The sequence below is a fragment of the Cupriavidus sp. H19C3 genome (assembly GCF_049393815.1).
Taxonomy (GTDB): Bacteria; Pseudomonadota; Gammaproteobacteria; order Burkholderiales; family Burkholderiaceae; genus Cupriavidus.
Window position 1 is genome coordinate 3,471,816 of sequence record NZ_CP184985.1, and the last position, 16,463, is coordinate 3,488,278.

Consider the following 16,463-nt stretch of genomic DNA (forward strand, 5'->3'; position numbering starts at 1 on the left):
GGCTGCCCGCGTATAGTGACCTCGTGTCGTCACTGTCCCCAGGTCCTTTGCCAGGTGAGCCGCCATGTCCGATTCGAGTGAGCCGTCCCCGCCCCCCGGCCACGAGCGTGGCGAGTCGCGTGCGTGGGGCAGCCGCGCGCGGCGGGCCGTGGCGCGCAAGTCGCGGCAGGCGGGGCGCATCTCGCGTACCACGCGCCGCTACGCGGTCTTCATGTGCGGCGCCGGCGGTGTCGCGCTGTTCTCGATGGTGTTCGCCTGGGTGGCCGATGTGGTGCTGCGCTGGAACGCGCAGGTCACCGCCCACTCGCCCTGGCTCGCCTTCGTGATGCTGCCGTGCGGGCTGGCCGCGCTGCGGTGGCTGACGCTCCGGTTTGCCGCGCAGGCGCGGGGCAGCGGCATCCCCCAGGTCATTGCTGCCATCACGTTACCGCCGGACGGTCCGCCTCAGCGTCTCCTCGTGTCGTTCCGCCAGTCGATCTGGAAGGTATGGCTGACGACCGGTGCGCTGCTGGTGGGTGCCTCGGTCGGCCGCGAGGGTCCGTCGGTGCAGGTGGGCGCGGCCGCCATGCTGGCCTGGGGCCGCTGGTGCGAGCGCAGGCTGGGCTTCCGCATCGGCTTTCATCCGAATGCGCTGATCGCGGCGGGGGCGGCGGGCGGCCTGGCGGCGGCCTTCAACACGCCGCTGGCCGGCGTGGTGTTCGCCATCGAGGAGCTTGGCCGGGGCACGTCGGTGCGCTGGGACCGCCTGGTCCTCTCGGGCGTGCTGACGGCGGGCTTTGTTTCGCTGGTCGTGCTCGGCAACAACGCCTACTTCAGTCTCAAGGTACCCATCCTTGCCCTGCACGACGCGTGGGGGCCGGTGCTGCTCTGCGCGGCGGTCAACGGCGTGCTTGGCGGCGTGTTCGCGCGCCTGCTGCTGGGCGGTGCAGCGGGGCTGGTGCCCGTGCGCTGCCGCCGCTGGACCGAGGCGCATCCGGTTGCGGTGGCCTTCGTCTGCGGGCTGCTGGTCGCGGTAATCGGTACGCTCACCGCCGGCGCCACCTTCGGTACCGGCTATGCGCAGACGGCGGCCCTGATCAACGGCGAGTCGGGCGGCACGCCGTGGTTCGGCCTTGGCAAGTTCCTGGCCACCGTGCTGTCTTACCTGGCCGGCGTGCCGGGCGGCATCTTCACCCCGGCGCTGGCCATCGGCGCGGGTATCGGCGACAACGTCGCGCATTGGCTCGGGTACCTGCCGGAGCCACGCATGCTCGCGCTGATCTCGATGGCGGCGTTCCTCGCCGCTGCGACCCAGGCGCCCGTGACCGCGAGCGTGATCGTGATGGAGATGACGCGCACCGAAGACCTGACCGTGTATCTGCTGGCAGCCGCGCTGCTGGCTTCGTTCCTCGCGCGCCAGTTCTGCCCGCGTCCGTTCTATCACCAGATGGGCAAGGCATTCCGGCGCGAGGCGCTGGAAGTCGCGCACCGCCGCTAGCGGCCGGGTTGTGTGAGAGATGCCACGGGCCGCCGGCCGGCCCATGGATTTCCGTAACGCTATGCCCTACCATGTGCCGCGCGCGTACCTGGGACAGCAGATCGAGGCCGCGCGTGTGTTCCGGCGGCACACTTCGGCGCGCCGGCAAGCCGATGCACTCGGGGGAGCGCAAGATGGCCACGCAACGACCTGTGGGAAGGGGACAATCCAGGCAGCAGTCCCCGCAGCAATCGCAGCAGCAATCGCAGCAATCGCAGCAGTCCCGAACACCGCGCCCGCTCGTCCGACCGTCGCAACCGGCGCCGGCCCGGCGCGGCGCCGACCTGCACGAGCCGACCGGCGACACCATCTGGCATACGCGCGGCCTGCAGACCAATACGCGCATGCGCATGACCATGCCGCGCCGTGTCCCGCCGCGGCAGCTGCCGCCGAGCCGCCTGCCGCGTCTGTTACTCTGGGGGATATTGCTGGCTATCGCCGGCATGCTGGCCAACGCCGTGTTCCATATGTTGCGCTAGCGGCACCCGCGCATGCCGGAACATCTGGCGCGCGCCGGGCTCCAATGCGGAGCCTTTTCCGCTTCACCCAGGAGTTCAGTTTTGAGATTTCCCTTTGCCAGGCTGGCCGCCGCCGGCCTGTTCGCGGCCGGCGTGGTCGCCACTGCCGCCGCCCAGGCGCCTTCCGCGGCAAAGCCCGCGGTGAACCCTCCCGCAAGTCCGGCCACCAGCCCGTCCACCACCGCGGCCGCCACCGCCGCACCGACCGTTGCCGGCGTGGACGCCCTCAAGCCCATGCTCTCGGTGCTCGAGATCGGCAACCCGCTGCCGCAGTTGCCCGATTGCGCCGACCATCGGACCGCCGACGGCCGTGACGTGACCGCGCTATGCGTGGAATTGCAGGGCGATGGCACCATGCGCCAGGTCGGCGTGCCGCGCGACAAGCGCCCGGCCTTTATGGACGGCGCGCGCCTGGTGGCGTTCGTCGACGGCAATGCGCTGGTCGGCCTGATCGTGCCGACCGACGGCATCCGCTCGCAGGAGGCCGCGCTGCAAAGCCTCAATACGCGCTATGGCAAGCCGTTCCGCCAGGAGCAGGAAGACCTGCGCGACAAGGCCGGCAAGCCGGTCAAGGCGATTCACGCGGGCTGGATGAAGCGGCCGTTGACGATCGAGCTGTACGCCATTCCCGACGATCCGTCGGAAGGTACGATCGAACTGCTGCTGCCCCAGGCGCGCGCGCTGATGGCCAACCGCGATGCGGAGGTGGCCAAGTCGCTCGCGCCGGCATCGGCCCCGGCTGCCAGGTCGGGGGGTAAGGCGGGAGAGAAGACGGGAGAGAAGGCAGGCGCCAAACCGGCGGACAAGCCCGCCGACAAGCCTGCGGACAAGGGCGTCGACAAGAAGAGCCCGGTCAAGCCGGTCGATCCCGGCAAGTGGTAATCCGTGCGCCCCTGATCGCCGCCCTGCCGCCTGCCGACCGCTAGCCCGCCGCGCGGCGCCGGTCGATCTTGCGCGCCAGCACGATCGACGTGGTCGTATGGTTCACGCCATCGAGCATGCCGATCTCATCGAGCAGCTTGTCGAGCCGCGCGTGCGTATCGCAGCGGATCACCGCCATGTAGTCGACCGGTCCGCTGACCGAGTTGAGTTCCTCCACCTCCGGTAGCCGCTGCAGCGCCCGCACCACCGCGGGCGCGGCCTTGGGCTGCACCGACAGCCCGCAGAACGCGAGAATCGCGTTGTCCTCCATCTGCCGGCCCAGCCGCACGCCATAGCCGGCGATCACGCCGTTCTTCTCCAGCCGCGCAATACGCGCCACCACCGTGGTGCGCGCAATGCCGAGCGCGCGCGCGAGGTTGGCCGCGCTTTCGCGCGCATTGCCTTGCAGCAGCGACAGCAGATGCCGGTCGATCGGGTCCAGTTCCGCCATGGGGTCGTCTCGGTGTCGTATCGTCGAAAGATCTTGTCGAATCGCCAGATTATGCCGGGCTTTCGTCAATCTTGCGCCTACATTCCGTGCGTGCCGGCCACCATACTTGAGTGCAGAACAACACTTGCTGGAGCCGCCATGCAACCTTCTACGCTCGCACGCGCCCCGCGCGACCTGTCCCCATTACCACGGCCACTGCCCGTCGTCGTGCTTGGCGCCGGCAAGATCGGCCGCACCATCGCCATGCTGCTGCACGCAAGCGGCGACTATCGCGTGACCGTGGTCGACCACGATGCGCGCCGCCTCGACGGCTTGCCGCACGAGATCGCGGTCCGCGTGGGAGATCCGACCGAACCCGGCACCTGCGCGGCGTTGCTGTCCGGCGCGGCCGCGGTGCTGAACGCGCTGCCGTTCCATGCCGCGATCGGGGTGGCCAGCGTGGCGGCGCAGCTCGGGGTCCATTACTTCGACCTGACCGAGGACGTAGCGGCCACCCACGCGATCCGCGCGCTCGCATCCGACGCGCGTTCGGTGCTGATGCCGCAATGCGGCCTGGCGCCGGGCTTTATCGGCGTGGTCGGCCATGCGCTCGCGCAGCGCTTTCTGCGCGGCGGCGAACTGCTCGACCTCCATATGCGCGTGGGCGCGTTGCCGCGCTATCCGAGCAACGCGCTCAAGTACAACCTGACGTGGAGCACCGAAGGGCTGATCAACGAGTATTGCAACCCGTGCGAGGCGATCGTCGACGGCCGCCGCGTGGAGCTGCCCGCGCTGGAAGGGCTCGAGACTTTTGCGCTGGACGGCATCGAGTACGAAGCGTTTAATACCTCGGGAGGGCTCGGTACCTTGCCGGACACGCTGGCCGGCCGCGCGCGGCACGTCGACTACAAGTCGATCCGTTATCCCGGCCATTGCCCGCAGATGAAGCTGTTGCTCAACGACCTGCGCCTGCGCGAGCGGCGCGACTGGCTGCGCGACATCTTCGAGCGCGCGATTCCGGAGACGGAGCAGGACGTGGTGATCGTGTTTGCCAGCGCCACCGGCTACCGGCCGACCGCCGAAGGCGCGCGCGGCGCGCTCACCCAGGCTTCGTTCTCGACGCGCATCGGCGGCATGGACGGGGTGGACGGCATGGGACACGTCAACGCGATCCAGCTGACCACCGCGGCCGGCATCTGCACCGCGCTCGATCTGGTCGTCACGGGCATGCTGCCGCAGGCCGGCTTTGTCCGGCAGGAAGCCATGCCGCTCGATCTGTTTCTGGCCAATCGTTTCGGCCAGCATTACGCGCATCATCCTCTGCGGGAGACCGTCGCATGAAAGCGCAAGAGATTGCGGCCTGCTGGCAGGCCATGGCATTGCCGCAGGCCTGGGAGGCCGGGGCCGGCGGCACCGGGACCCTGACGCTGCGCTCGCCGATCGACGGCGAGGCGTTCGGACAACTGGCCGCATGCACGGTGGCCGAGGCCGATGCCCGCATCGCGCGCGCGCACGCGGCCTTCAGCACCTGGGCGCTGGCGCCCGCGCCGGCCCGCGGCGAGGTGGTGCGGCGCTTTGGCGAGACGCTGCGCCGGCACAAGCAGGCGCTGGGGCGGCTGGTCTCGCTGGAGTCCGGCAAGATCCTCCAGGAGGGTCTGGGCGAAGTGCAGGAGATGATCGATATCTGCGACTTTGCCACGGGCCTGTCGCGCCAGCTCCATGGCTTGACCATCGCGTCCGAACGCCCGCGCCATGCCATGCGGGAAACCTGGCATCCGTATGGGCTGTGCGGCGTCATCTCGGCTTTCAATTTCCCGGTGGCGGTGTGGGCATGGAACGCAGCGCTCGCGCTGGTGTGCGGCAACGGCGTGGTATGGAAGCCGTCCGAGAAGACGCCGTTATGCGCGCTGGCGGTCCAGGCACTGTTCGACCGCGTGCTGGAAGCCGAGGCGCCGCAGTACGCCGGCATCGCCACCGTGCTGCCGGGCGGACGCGCGCTCGGCCATCACCTGGTGCAGCATCCCTCGGTGCGGCTGATCAGCGCAACCGGCTCCACGCGCATGGGGCGCGAAGTGGGTAGCGTGTGCGCGGGGCAGTTCAAGCGCACCATCCTCGAACTCGGCGGCAACAATGCCGCCATCGTGGCACCGTCTGCCGACCTGGAACTCACCCTGCGCGCCATGACGTTCGCGGCGGCGGGCACTGCCGGGCAACGCTGTACCACGCTGCGGCGCGCGTTTGTCCACGTCGACCGGATCGAGGCGGTTGCCGGCCGCCTGCGCCAGGTCTATGCGCGGCTGCCGGTGGGCGACCCGCTGCAGGATGGCACGCTGGTCGGGCCGCTTATCGATGCCGCCGCCGGCGATGCCATGGCCAACGCGCTCGCCAGCTGCCGCGCGCAGGGCAATGTCGTGCACGGTGGCGAACGCCTGCTCGCCGATCGTTATCCGCACGCATGCTATGTGCGGCCGGCCCTGGTGCTCACCGACACGCAGCACGACACCATGCTGACCGAAACCTTCGCGCCGATTCTCTACCTGATGCCATACACCTCGCTCGACGAAGCGATCGCGCTCAACAATGCCGCCGCGCATGGACTGTCGTCGTGCATCTTCACCGAGTCGCTGCGCGAGGCCGAATGGTTCCTCTCCGCGGCGGGCAGCGATTGCGGCATTGCCAACGTCAATATCGGTACCAGCGGCGCGGAAATCGGTGGAGCCTTCGGTGGGGAGAAACAGACCGGGGGCGGACGCGAGTCGGGATCGGATGCGTGGAAGGGCTACATGCGGCGGGCCACCAATACCGTCAACTATGGCGATGCGTTGCCGCTCGCGCAGGGCATCCGCTTCGACGTTTGACCGACACCTGCGTGTAGCGAATCGTAACAGGGGTTACAGCGGCTTGACCCTGTATTACCGCAGCCGGCCGTATAACGTTCCTGAAGGCATGGGCAATCCTGTGCCCGCCCCAAGGACAATACAAATGAGAGCAATCCTGACTGGAGTGGCCGTTGCCGGTGCGGCCGTACTGATGAGTGGCTGCGCGGTGTACCCGACGCCGATGGGTCCCGTGGTGGAACCCGCGGTGGCGGTGGCGCCGGCGCCTGTGTACGTGGGCCCGCCCGCGGTGGTGGTGGCACCGCGGCCGTATTATTACGGCGGCTATGGTTATTATGGCCGGCGACACTACCGCCACTGGTAAGCGGATGGTCGGGTAGCGTGGGGGGAACTGACGCCGATTGCGCCCGGCGCAGGCGTCCGCGTTATCGCTGTTCATGCACCCCGGCAGTCCATGCACCCCGGCCACCTCATCAACTTCGGCAGCCTCGGCAATCCTGGCTGCGTTAGCTGGCTTAGCTGGCTTAGCTGCCTTAGCCGCTTCCACGACGTCAGGTGTATCCGCGCTCCGTGTCCGGCGTCGCGTTGCCGTCCCCATGCAGGCCACCCCATCCTGGCGCGAGCGTCGCGCCGATCTGCGGCAGATCGACCAGATCGAGCACGCGGCCAACCGTATGGTCGACCATCTCCGCCAGGCTGCGCGGCTTCTGATAGAAGCCCGGCACCGGTGGAAACACGATGCCACCCATCTCGGTCACGGCTGTCATGTTGCGCAGATGCGCCAGGTTGAGCGGGGTTTCGCGCACCATCAGCACGAGCTTGCGCCGCTCCTTGAGCGTAACGTCCGCCGCGCGCGTGATCAGGTTGTCCGCCAGGCCATGCGCGATGGCCGCGAGGGTACGCATGGAGCAGGGGGTCACCACCATCGCATGCGCGCGGAACGAGCCGCTCGCGATGGTGGCGCCGATATCGCGCACGTTGTGCACGACGTCGGCCAGCGCCTCCACCTCGGCGCGCCCGATCTCGAGTTCATGCTGCAGGTTCATCACGCCCGCCGGCGATATCAGCAGGTGGGTCTCCACCCCCGGCGCGCCCCGCAGCACCTGCAGCAACCGCACGCCGTAGATGGCGCCGGTTGCGCCCGTGATGGCGACGATCAGTCGTTGCGGCACGGGCATCGGCGGACTCAGGCCTTCAGCAGCGATTGCAGTTCGCCGTTCTGGTACATCTCCATCATGATGTCCGAGCCGCCGACGAACTCGCCGTTCACGTACAACTGCGGGATGGTGGGCCAGTTGGCGTATTCCTTGATGCCCTGGCGAATGCCGTCGTCCTCGAGCACATTGACCGTGGTCGGCGCGTCCACGCCGCAGGCCTTCAGGATCTGGATGGCACGGCCGGAGAAGCCGCACATCGGAAATTGGGCGGTGCCCTTCATGAACAGCACTACCGGGCTGCCCTTTACGATCTGGTCGATCTTTTGCTGTACGTCACTCATGATTTTGCGTATCCGCTAGCAGGTCGGGGCCGGCAACAGGCTGGCGCCGCCTTGGGGAAATGAATCGGGGGGAACAGGTTGGGGATTTTACCGGAATCGCCGCCAGCCTTCAGCGCGGGCCCCCGGCACCGGTCAGCCGGGCCACTGGCCGCCGCTGCACCGCTCGTTGTCGCCGAGGTCGCGTGCGGTGAAGATGGCCTCGAATCCGGCGTTTGCAAGCAGGGCGCGCGTGGCCGCGCCCTGGTCGTAACCGTGCTCCATCAGCAGCCAGCCGCCGCGAGCCAGTCGCGACACCGCGCCAGTGACGATCGCGGCCAGGTCGGACAGACCGTCCTCATGGTCGGTCAGCGCATCGATCGGCTCGAAGCGCAGGTCGCCTTCGTCCAGATGCGGGTCGCCCGCGGCGATATAGGGTGGATTGCTCACGATCAGGTCGAAGCGCAGCGCTGGCGGCAGCGCGCGGTACCAGTCCGAGACCAGAAAATGGATCGGCCCTGCCGCCAGTGCGCGCGCATTGTCCTGCGCCACCATCAGTGCGCCCGGCGAGATATCGGTGGCCCAGACTTCCGCGTCCGGACGCTCGCGTGCCAGCGTGACCGCCAGCACACCGGAGCCGGTGCCGAGATCGAGGATGCGTGGCCCCGGCACCTGTGCCAGACGCGCCAGTGCCGCCTCCACCGCGACTTCGGTGTCGGGCCGCGGGATCAGCACGTCCGGTGTGACGCGGAACGTGCGGCCGAAAAACTCACGCTCGCCGATCAGGTACGCCATCGGCTCGCCCGCCAGGCGCCGCGCCAGCAGCGTGGAAAACGCGTCATGCTGGGCCGGCGTCAGGTGCTCGCCATCGCGCGTGATCAGCTGGGTGCGGGTAAAGCCCGTCACATGGGTCAGCAGCATGCGCGCCTCGAGCGTGGGCAGGCCGGCCATCGCGGCCAGCGACTGGGCTTCGCGCAGGGTGGGCGGGGGAGGGCGGAGGACCGGGCGGGGTGCCGGAAGTGGGCGACGTCACGATGCGGGCGAATGCAAGGCAGAAGGTGGATTGCAGGGCGGAACAAGGCGCGGCACAGCGGGCGGCACAGCGGGCGGGCCGCACATGAGCCGCACCTGAGCGGCGCTGCCGCCCGTAACGACGTCGATCCAACGAAAAAACCCCGTCGCACATCCGCTCGACGGGGTTCGGGGGCAAGCCTTCCGGCTGGCGCCTGGGTTTCAAGCTGGCGACTAGTGTAAGCCGTTTTGCCCCCGGCTTGCCGGGCCGGCGCGGGTACAGCCGTCGCCGAGCCGGTGCGCCGTGACCGGCGCGCTTACTTGTTGACGGCGTCCTTGGCCTTGTCGGCGGTGGTGTTGACCGCATCGCGCGCGGCGCTCTTGGCGTTGGCCATGGCGGCGGCAGCGTCGTCCTTGGCCTTCTCGGCCGCGGCGGAAACATCCGCGGCGGCGCCGCTGGCCGCGGCCTGGGCCGCATCGGCGGCGTTGCTGGCGGCAGCGGCGGCATCGCTTGCGGCGGCCTTGGCCGATTCCGCCGCGCTTTGCATGGCGCTGTCGGCGTTGGTCTGGGGAGCCTCTTCCTTCTTGCTGCAAGCAGCCATGGCAGCGGTGATCATCAACAGCGCGAGCAGTTTCTTCATGATTTCATCCTTTGTGTCTGTTTGAGGAGTCGACATCAGCCGGACCATGCATGCGCCATTCAGGCGATGCCCGGATCAATCCTGGGCATGTGACGGAAAGGAGGCGGTCCGGTCGGATTCGATTATAGACAGGCGCCTTTTCGCGGCCAGTGCTGTTTCAAGCATTTACAACAGATACAAAGATTTGCCCGTGCGTTCACGGATGTTGTGGGGGGAAAGCCGGGCCGCCGGGTTTGAAGCGGCCGTTGGAGTCGCCCGTCGCGGGGACGCGACGCGGTTTCCGACCCCGGCGCGCCCGCGACACCGCGCAATCTCAGCCTTCGTCGCCGAGCGCCGCCAGCTGGTCGGCCTGGTGTTCGGCCGCCAGCGCACCGATCAGCTCGTCCAGGTCACCATCCATGATCATGTCGATCTTGTAGAGCGTCAGGTTGATGCGGTGGTCGGTCACGCGCCCCTGAGGAAAGTTGTACGTGCGAATCCGGTCGCTGCGGTCGCCGGAGCCGATCAGGTTGCGCCGCGTGTTAGCTTCCTTGGCCTGCGCCGCGCGCAGCTGCATGTCCTTGATGCGCGCCGCCAGGACTTTCATCGCCTTGTCCTTGTTGCGATGCTGGCTGCGGTCGTCCTGGCACTCCACCACGATGCCGGTGGGCAGGTGGGTCAGGCGCACGGCCGAATCGGTCTTGTTGACGTGCTGCCCGCCGGCGCCCGAGGCGCGGAAGGTGTCGATGCGCAGGTCGGACGGATTGATCTCGACCTCGCCCACCTCATCCGCTTCCGGCATGACCGCCACGGTGCAGGCCGAGGTATGGATCCGCCCTTGCGCCTCGGTGGCCGGCACACGCTGCACGCGATGACCGCCCGATTCGAACTTCAGACGCGAAAACGCGGCATCGCCGGCGATGCGGACGATAACTTCCTTGTACCCCCCAAGGTCGGACGGCGATTCGCTCATGATCTCCACCTGCCAGCGCCGGCGCTCCGCGTAACGCGTGTACATGCGCAGCAGATCGGCGGCAAACAGCGCGCTTTCCTCGCCGCCGGTACCGGCGCGGATTTCCAGCAGCAGGTTGCGATCGTCGTTGGGATCGCGCGGCAGCAGCAGGGTCTGCAGGCTGGCTTCGAGCGACGTCAGGCGCGTGCGCGCCGCCTCGATCTCGTCGGCGGCAAATTCCTTCATGTCGGGGTCGTCGAGCAGCGCCTGCGCGGTGGTCAGGTCGTCCTGCGCCTGGCGGTACTGGCCATATTGCTCGGCCACCGGCGAGAGCTCGGCATGTTCGCGCGAGAGCTTGCGGTACTGGTCGATATCGGCAGTCGCGTCCTCGCGGGCGAGCAGCGCGTTGACTTCGTCGAGTCGCTCGGCCAACTGGTCGAGCTTTTTGAGCATGCTGGCTTTCATGGAAATCCGGGAATCCGACAGAGGCGTCGCGACGGGTGCGCGGCGCGGATGACAAGAAGGGCGGCCGGGTGGCCGAGGCCGGCACGCCGTGCCGGACCAGACGCGAGCAGGCAGGCGCCTGTCGCTAGCGTTCGGAGTGGCTGCTGTGGCGGAACAGGCCCGGTACCAGGCGCAGCAGGGCCTCGCGGTCGTCGCCCTGGGTATGGTTGAGCGCGTGGGTCGGGCCGTGCAGGAACTTGCGGGTAAGGGCGCCGGAGAGGGCTTCCAGCACGGCCTCGGGATCGTCGCCGCGAGCCAGCATGCGGCGGGCGCGTTCCAGTTCGGCCTGGCGCATCGATTCGCCCTGGGCCTGCAGTTCGCGGATCACGGGCACCACGCTGCGCGTCTCGAGCCAGTGCATGAAGTTCTGCACGCGCGTCTCGATAATCGCCTCGGCCTGGGCCACGGCGGCCTGGCGCAGTGCATTGCCCTCGCGCACGATCGCACCCAGGTCATCCACGGTGTACAGGAACACGTCGTTCAGGCGCGCGACTTCCGGCTCCACATCGCGCGGCACGGCCAGGTCGACCATCATGATCGGGCGATGCTTGCGGCGCTTGACCGCGCGCTCGACCGCGCCCAGACCGATGATCGGCAGCGAACTGGCGGTGCAGGACACCACGATATCGAATTCGTGCAGGCGCTCGCCCAGCTCCGACAGGCGGATCGCCTCGGTGGTCAGGCCCTGGCCGGCAAGCTGCTCGGCCAGCTTTTCGCCGCGTTCGACGGTACGGTTGGCCACCACGATCTGGCGCGGCATCTGCGCGGCAAAGTGGGTCGCGCATAACTCGATCATCTCGCCGGCGCCGATAAACAGCACGCGCTGGGTCGAGACGCTTTCAAAAATCCGCTGTGCGAGGCGGACCGCGGCGGCGGCCATCGAAACCGAGTGCGCGCCGATTTCGGTCTGGCCCCGAACTTCCTTGGCCACCGCGAAGGTGCGCTGGAACAGCTGGTTCAGATACGTGCCGAGCGCGCCGGCCTCGCCGGCGGTGCGGACCGCGTCCTTGAGCTGGCCGAGAATCTGGGTTTCGCCCAGCACCATGGAGTCGAGGCCGCTGGCCACGCGGAACGCGTGACGGACCGCCTCGGACTGCGGCAGGGCGTACAAATGCGGCGCCAGCTCGCCTGCCGGCACATTGTGATGCTGGGCCAGCCAGCGCAGTGTGTGCTCGAAGCCTTCCGAGCCCGGCGCGAGGACGTCCGTCGCGCAATAGATCTCGGTGCGGTTGCAGGTGGAGAGGATGGCGGCCTCGGTGCCGCTGCGCCCGGCCAGATGCGCGCGCAGCGTACCAAGGGCGGGTTTGATCTGCTCAAGCGGAAACGCCACCCGTTCTCGAAGCGAGACGGGTGCCGTCGTGTGATTGATGCCGATCGCTAGCAGTTGCATTTGTGGGGATATTCATGCAATCCGGAACGTCGCCGGAGCGCTGGCCATTATACCGCCGGGCGCGGGTCTTGCAGGATATGGGGGTAATGCCCCGGATATGAAGTATCGTATGGACGCAGCCAATTTGCTGTGCCTTTTGCGACACAGGAGTGAGGGAGATGCTCGGATTGCTGGTGGTCGGCGCCCTGGTCGGCCTGGCGGGACGGTTCTGGCACCCGGCCGGACGGGTGGTCACGGTCGTCGCCGCGCCCATCCTGGGCGCCATCGGCGCGCTGGTCGCGTTCTATGGCGGGCGGGCGCTTCATGTCTTCAGCGATGGCCAGCTGCTGGGCTGGGGCGCCGCCATTCTCGGGGCGGCGTTCCTGGTGGCGGGGTGGGGCCTGGTGCGGCCGCGCCGCCAGTCGCGCCGCTAGCGCTGCCGGCATATCCGCCTGGTACGCCCTCAAGCGTGCCTTCAAACGTCTCTTCAAACCTCTCGTCAAGCGCGCCCGCGCAGCAGGCGCTCGATCACGCCGCTTGAGTAGTGACTGGCCACATCGCGCAGGAACGCCGGGAAGTCGACGTGCGCGGTGTCGTCGGCGCGGTCGGAGACGGTCCGCATGACCGCGTAGGGCACGCCATATTCGTGGCAGATCTGCGCCAGCGCGGCGCCTTCCATCTCCACCGCCTGCAAGGCCGGCAGGCGTTCGCGCAGTTCCGCCACGGCGGCGGGCGCGTTGATGAACTGGTCGCCGCTCGCCACCATGCCCACATGCAGCCTCGGGTCGCGTACGCCAAACCGGGCCAGCACCTCGGGCGGCACGGTCTGCGGCAGATCCTCACGCAAAAAGCCTTCCACGGCGCGCTGCAGTTCGGCCGTGAGCCGCGCGTGGGCGGGAAATTCGGCGCGGTCCAGGAGCGGGACTTCGTGACGCTGGAAGAACGGCCGCGCGTCCAGATCGTGCTGCAGCGTGCGATCGGCCACCACCACGTCGCCCACGCGTGTTTCCGCGCCGATGCCGCCGGCCAGACCGGTGAAGACGATCTCGTCGACGTCGAATTCGCGGATCAGCGTGACGGTGGTGGCGGCGGCCGCCACCTTGCCCATGCGGGCGAGCACGAGCACGCACGGATGCCCATGCAGTTCGCCCACGTGGTAGTCGCGCATGCCGATGGTGTGCACCTTCGCGCGCGCATCTTCGTGTTGCATGGCGGCGATGAGCGCGTCGACTTCATCGTGGATGGCGGCGAGGATACCGAGGGTCATGACAATGCTGAGGATAGGGGGATGCGCGGAGCATAGCCGGCATCCGCGCGGCTTGGAAACCTCGATTCGTCAAATCGCACGATGGGCCGCATGGCCGCTGGCGGAACAGGTCCGATGGGCACGGCGGCATACCTGCACGATGCGCGCATGCCGACCGGACCGAAGCATGTTTCGAACGACTTTTGCCCGCGTGCTGCTACATTGGAGCCCATGCCGACTCCGGGGAGATCGACGGTTGGAACCATTTTCGAATCGCCGCATTCTTCAGCAGGCGCTGGCCGACTGGCGCGGTCGCGGCCGGCTGTCCGCCGAGGCGCTGACGCAGGCCTGGCAGCCCACGCTGCCCACGCGCGCCGACTGGCATGACTGGCTCGAGCGCGCGCTGCTGATGCTGGGCGTGGCGCTGGTCTGTGCCGGGGTCATCGTCTTTTTTGCTTTCAACTGGGCCGCCCTTCATAAATTCACCCGCTTCGGTCTGCTGGCCGCCGCGCTGACGTTGCTCGCGGGCTTTGCCGCGCTACGGCTGTCCGGCAGCGTACGCGCGATGGTGGCCCGCGACAGCGCATTCGGTGAGGCCGGCGGAACCCCATCGACCGGTGCCAGGTCCGGTGCCAGATCCACCCGCAGGTCCCACGATAGCGACGATATGGCCGCCCGCGCGGCCCTCGCTGCCGCGCAGATTGTCTCCGGCGTGCTGATGGCGGTCATCGGGCAGACCTACCAGACCGGTGCCGATGCCTGGCAACTGTTCGCGCTATGGACGCTGCTGGCCACGCCATGGGCGCTCGCGGCACGCGCCGCGCCGCACTGGTGGATCGTGCTGGCGGTCGGCAACGTCGCACTGCTGCGCTATGGCAGCGTGCAACTGGGTGTGGGCGGCATGCTGGAACTGCTGTTTACCGCCGAGCGGGCGGCCGCCACCATGCGCCTGCTGCTCGGCGCCGCGCTGGCGCAACTGGTCCTCTGGTACGTGCTTGCCGCGCACGCGCTGGCATGGGGCTTCCGCGGCCAGACCGGGCCAAGGCTGCTTGCGCTGCTGGCCTGCGCCTATGCCGGGTGGGTCGGCCTGATGAGCGTATTCAGCCATCGGGTCGATATCGCCGGTGCGGGGCTGGCGCTGGCAGTGCTGGCCGGGCTCGGTGCCTGGTTCCGCTGGCGCCGCTTCGATATCGTCGTCCTCAGCGTGGTGTGCCTCACCGCCATCGGCCTGATCGTGGCATGGGCGGGGCGCTGGCTGTCCGGCCCGCAGGCCGGCTTTGGCGTGTTCCTGGTGCTGACGGTGCTGACCGTGGGGCTGGCGGCAATGGCCGGCAGCTGGCTGATGCGCGCATGGCATGCGCAAGCCAGGAGCCCGGCATGAACGCGACACCGATCGAACGCCGGCTGTGGGATCACCTCGCCAGCCGCGGCCAGGTGCAGGGCGAATTCACGGCGACGGTGCGCGCGCCGTGGCCGATCCGGCTGCTGATGGGCGCGGCCGGCTGGCTGGGCGCGCTCTTCTGCCAGTTGTTCGTGCTCGGCTTCGTGTTCGGCTTCGCGCGTACCAGCGGCGCGGGCACGCTGGTGGTCGGACTGGCGCTGCTGGCCGGCGCGGCAGCATGCTACCGCGCGGCGGGCCGCGATGGCACCCGCATCGCGATCGGGCAATTCGCGCTGGCGCTCAGCCTGGGCGGTCAGGGCCTGATGGTGGCGGGGCTGAGCCTGCTGCTGGGCAGCGGCATCTGGGGGCAGGGCAGCCTGTTCTGGCTTATCGTTGCCGCGCTGGAAGCTGTCCTGTTCTTCCTGATTCCCAGCCGCCTGCACCGGTTCCTGATGGCACTGGGCGCGTGGAGTGCGCTGGCGGTTGCAGCCACGCTCGCGATCGGTCCGCTCGGCGGCGCCCGCACGATGTTGCTGCCGATCCCGGTTGGCGGACTGTGCGCCTTCGCCATGGCAGGGGTGGCCGCCTTCGTGTGGCAGGAGGACGCGGTGGCCGCGTCCGGCCGGCATGGCATGTGGGCGCCGGCGGCCGACGCCTCGCTGCTGTTTGGCCTGGGCGCCGCGTTGACGGTGACCGGCATCGCGCATCCCGCCGCGATCCTGCTCGGCCCCGGCAACCCCTGGCCGGTGCCCGGGGCATGGACCGCAGGCGCGCTGCTCGGCGTCACGCTGGTGGCCTGCGCCGCGCTCGAATGCCGGCGCCTGGCCGTCACGGCCACAGCGACCATCGCGGTGCTCGCGGTGGCGGCCGCGTTCAGCGTGCTGATGATGCTCGCCCCCGCCGTCACCGCGGGCGTGCTGGCACTCGCCTATGCGTTGCGGCGCGGCTCCGCACCCTGGCTTGGACTCGCGATCACGACGTTGCTGCTGGGCTTCGCGTGGTACTACAGCACGCTGCAATGGACGTTGCTGGCCAAGTCCATCACGCTCGCCGTCGCCGGCGTGGTACTGCTCGCCGCGCGCAAGGCGCTGCCACGCGCAAGGAGGCTGCCATGAAGCGCTGGATCCTGGTGGGATGGCTGCTGACCCTCGCTATCGCCGCGGCGGTCATCGTCGGCAAGGAGCGCGTGCTGCGGCATGGCGACGTGCTGTACCTGCGCCTGGCGCCGGTGGACCCGCGCTCGCTGATGCAGGGCGACTACATGGCGCTGAACTTCAGCATCGGCATCGACATTACCGCCGCCCAACGCGTGCAACCGACCCGGGCGCGCCGCGAGGAAGTGGTCGTCGTCCGCCGCGACGCCAACCAGGAAGGCCACTTCGTGCGCCTGTACGACGGCAAGCCCCTGGCGCCGGACGAACACCTGCTACGCGTCCAGCACGTGCCCACGCGCTGGGGCAGCAACGCAGTGCAGGTCTCCACCGACGCCTGGTTCTTCCAGGAAGGGCAGGCCCAACGCTATGCCCGCGCGCAGTATGGCGAATTCCGCGTCGATGCGGACGGGCGCGCGTTGCTGGTGGGCATGCGGGGAGAGGGAATGACGCCGATGTGAGTGGCGCCGCCGCGGCGCCGACCGCATGCATGGTGCGGATCGATCAACAAAAAGGGCTTCCCACCGGAAGCC

General features: G+C 68.6%; 18 protein-coding genes. 10 read left to right on the plus strand and 8 right to left on the minus strand.

Annotated features, from left to right (window positions below; all coding sequences use genetic code 11):
* The first annotated feature begins 64 nt into the window (after nucleotides 1-64).
* From DFLDMN_RS16080 to DFLDMN_RS16090, 3 genes are all read left to right on the plus strand, one after another.
* Nucleotides 65-1,477 (plus strand): chloride channel protein, encoded by a 1,413-nt coding sequence (locus tag DFLDMN_RS16080; protein ID WP_423195876.1) that lies wholly within the window; start codon nucleotides 65-67, stop codon nucleotides 1,475-1,477.
* Between the two features lie 173 nt (nucleotides 1,478-1,650).
* The gene (locus DFLDMN_RS16085; protein ID WP_423195877.1) at nucleotides 1,651-1,995 is read left to right on the plus strand and encodes a hypothetical protein; all 345 of its coding nucleotides are present in this window, start codon (nucleotides 1,651-1,653) and stop codon (nucleotides 1,993-1,995) included.
* Nucleotides 1,996-2,076: 81 nt separating this feature from the next.
* On the plus strand, nucleotides 2,077-2,916 hold the full coding sequence (locus tag DFLDMN_RS16090) for a hypothetical protein (RefSeq protein WP_423195878.1): 840 nt from the start codon (nucleotides 2,077-2,079) through the stop codon (nucleotides 2,914-2,916).
* A 40-nt stretch (nucleotides 2,917-2,956) separates the two neighbouring features.
* Here DFLDMN_RS16090 and DFLDMN_RS16095 read toward each other — a convergent pair whose 3' ends face one another.
* Nucleotides 2,957-3,406, minus strand: coding sequence for an Lrp/AsnC family transcriptional regulator (locus DFLDMN_RS16095; RefSeq protein WP_423195879.1), 450 nt, complete (start codon nucleotides 3,404-3,406; stop codon nucleotides 2,957-2,959).
* 138 nt (nucleotides 3,407-3,544) lie between these two features.
* Here DFLDMN_RS16095 and DFLDMN_RS16100 point away from each other — a divergent pair, with 138 nt between their 5' ends.
* From DFLDMN_RS16100 to DFLDMN_RS16110, 3 genes are all read left to right on the plus strand, one after another.
* A complete protein-coding gene (locus tag DFLDMN_RS16100) occupies nucleotides 3,545-4,726 on the plus strand; it encodes a saccharopine dehydrogenase C-terminal domain-containing protein (protein ID WP_423195880.1) in 1,182 nt (393 codons plus the stop codon).
* On the plus strand, nucleotides 4,723-6,243 hold the full coding sequence (locus DFLDMN_RS16105; protein ID WP_423195881.1) for an aldehyde dehydrogenase family protein: 1,521 nt from the start codon (nucleotides 4,723-4,725) through the stop codon (nucleotides 6,241-6,243). Before DFLDMN_RS16100 ends, DFLDMN_RS16105 begins: the two co-directional genes overlap by 4 nt.
* 124 nt (nucleotides 6,244-6,367) lie before the next feature.
* Complete coding sequence (locus DFLDMN_RS16110; RefSeq protein ID WP_423195882.1) at nucleotides 6,368-6,586, plus strand: hypothetical protein; 219 nt, start codon at nucleotides 6,368-6,370, stop codon at nucleotides 6,584-6,586.
* Between the two features lie 187 nt (nucleotides 6,587-6,773).
* On the opposite strand, the gene DFLDMN_RS16115 is transcribed toward DFLDMN_RS16110, so the two are convergent.
* From DFLDMN_RS16115 to hemA, 6 genes are all read right to left on the minus strand, one after another.
* The gene (locus DFLDMN_RS16115; RefSeq protein WP_423195883.1) at nucleotides 6,774-7,400 is read right to left on the minus strand and encodes a UbiX family flavin prenyltransferase; all 627 of its coding nucleotides are present in this window, start codon (nucleotides 7,398-7,400) and stop codon (nucleotides 6,774-6,776) included.
* Nucleotides 7,401-7,408: 8 nt separating this feature from the next.
* Nucleotides 7,409-7,720, minus strand: coding sequence for a Grx4 family monothiol glutaredoxin (grxD, locus tag DFLDMN_RS16120; RefSeq protein WP_061953372.1), 312 nt, complete (start codon nucleotides 7,718-7,720; stop codon nucleotides 7,409-7,411).
* Nucleotides 7,721-7,852: 132 nt separating this feature from the next.
* Entirely contained in the window at nucleotides 7,853-8,674 is an 822-nt protein-coding gene (gene prmC, locus DFLDMN_RS16125) for a peptide chain release factor N(5)-glutamine methyltransferase (protein ID WP_423198445.1), read from the minus strand.
* A gap of 350 nt (nucleotides 8,675-9,024) precedes the next feature.
* Entirely contained in the window at nucleotides 9,025-9,348 is a 324-nt protein-coding gene (locus tag DFLDMN_RS16130) for a hypothetical protein (RefSeq protein WP_423195884.1), read from the minus strand.
* A 313-nt stretch (nucleotides 9,349-9,661) separates the two neighbouring features.
* Nucleotides 9,662-10,744 (minus strand): peptide chain release factor 1, encoded by a 1,083-nt coding sequence (gene prfA / locus DFLDMN_RS16135; protein WP_423195885.1) that lies wholly within the window; start codon nucleotides 10,742-10,744, stop codon nucleotides 9,662-9,664.
* 124 nt (nucleotides 10,745-10,868) lie between these two features.
* The gene (hemA, locus tag DFLDMN_RS16140; protein ID WP_423195886.1) at nucleotides 10,869-12,173 is read right to left on the minus strand and encodes a glutamyl-tRNA reductase; all 1,305 of its coding nucleotides are present in this window, start codon (nucleotides 12,171-12,173) and stop codon (nucleotides 10,869-10,871) included.
* A 158-nt stretch (nucleotides 12,174-12,331) separates the two neighbouring features.
* Here hemA and DFLDMN_RS16145 point away from each other — a divergent pair, with 158 nt between their 5' ends.
* Nucleotides 12,332-12,586: a GlsB/YeaQ/YmgE family stress response membrane protein gene (locus tag DFLDMN_RS16145; protein ID WP_423195887.1), complete on the plus strand. Its 255-nt coding sequence runs from the start codon at nucleotides 12,332-12,334 to the stop codon at nucleotides 12,584-12,586.
* A 65-nt stretch (nucleotides 12,587-12,651) separates the two neighbouring features.
* Here DFLDMN_RS16145 and DFLDMN_RS16150 read toward each other — a convergent pair whose 3' ends face one another.
* On the minus strand, nucleotides 12,652-13,419 hold the full coding sequence (locus DFLDMN_RS16150) for a 5'-methylthioadenosine/adenosylhomocysteine nucleosidase (protein ID WP_423195888.1): 768 nt from the start codon (nucleotides 13,417-13,419) through the stop codon (nucleotides 12,652-12,654).
* A 235-nt stretch (nucleotides 13,420-13,654) separates the two neighbouring features.
* Here DFLDMN_RS16150 and DFLDMN_RS16155 point away from each other — a divergent pair, with 235 nt between their 5' ends.
* From DFLDMN_RS16155 to DFLDMN_RS16165, 3 genes are read left to right on the plus strand one after another with little or no spacing between them, the layout of a single operon-like run.
* Nucleotides 13,655-14,779 carry a DUF2157 domain-containing protein gene (locus tag DFLDMN_RS16155; protein WP_423195889.1) on the plus strand — a complete coding sequence of 375 codons (1,125 nt, stop codon included), beginning with the start codon at nucleotides 13,655-13,657 and terminating at the stop codon, nucleotides 14,777-14,779.
* Nucleotides 14,776-15,894: a DUF4401 domain-containing protein gene (locus tag DFLDMN_RS16160; protein ID WP_423195890.1), complete on the plus strand. Its 1,119-nt coding sequence runs from the start codon at nucleotides 14,776-14,778 to the stop codon at nucleotides 15,892-15,894. The genes DFLDMN_RS16155 and DFLDMN_RS16160 overlap by 4 nt, the downstream gene beginning before the upstream one ends.
* Nucleotides 15,891-16,391, plus strand: coding sequence for a GDYXXLXY domain-containing protein (locus tag DFLDMN_RS16165; protein WP_423195891.1), 501 nt, complete (start codon nucleotides 15,891-15,893; stop codon nucleotides 16,389-16,391). The genes DFLDMN_RS16160 and DFLDMN_RS16165 overlap by 4 nt, the downstream gene beginning before the upstream one ends.
* Nucleotides 16,392-16,463: the final 72 nt, after the last annotated feature.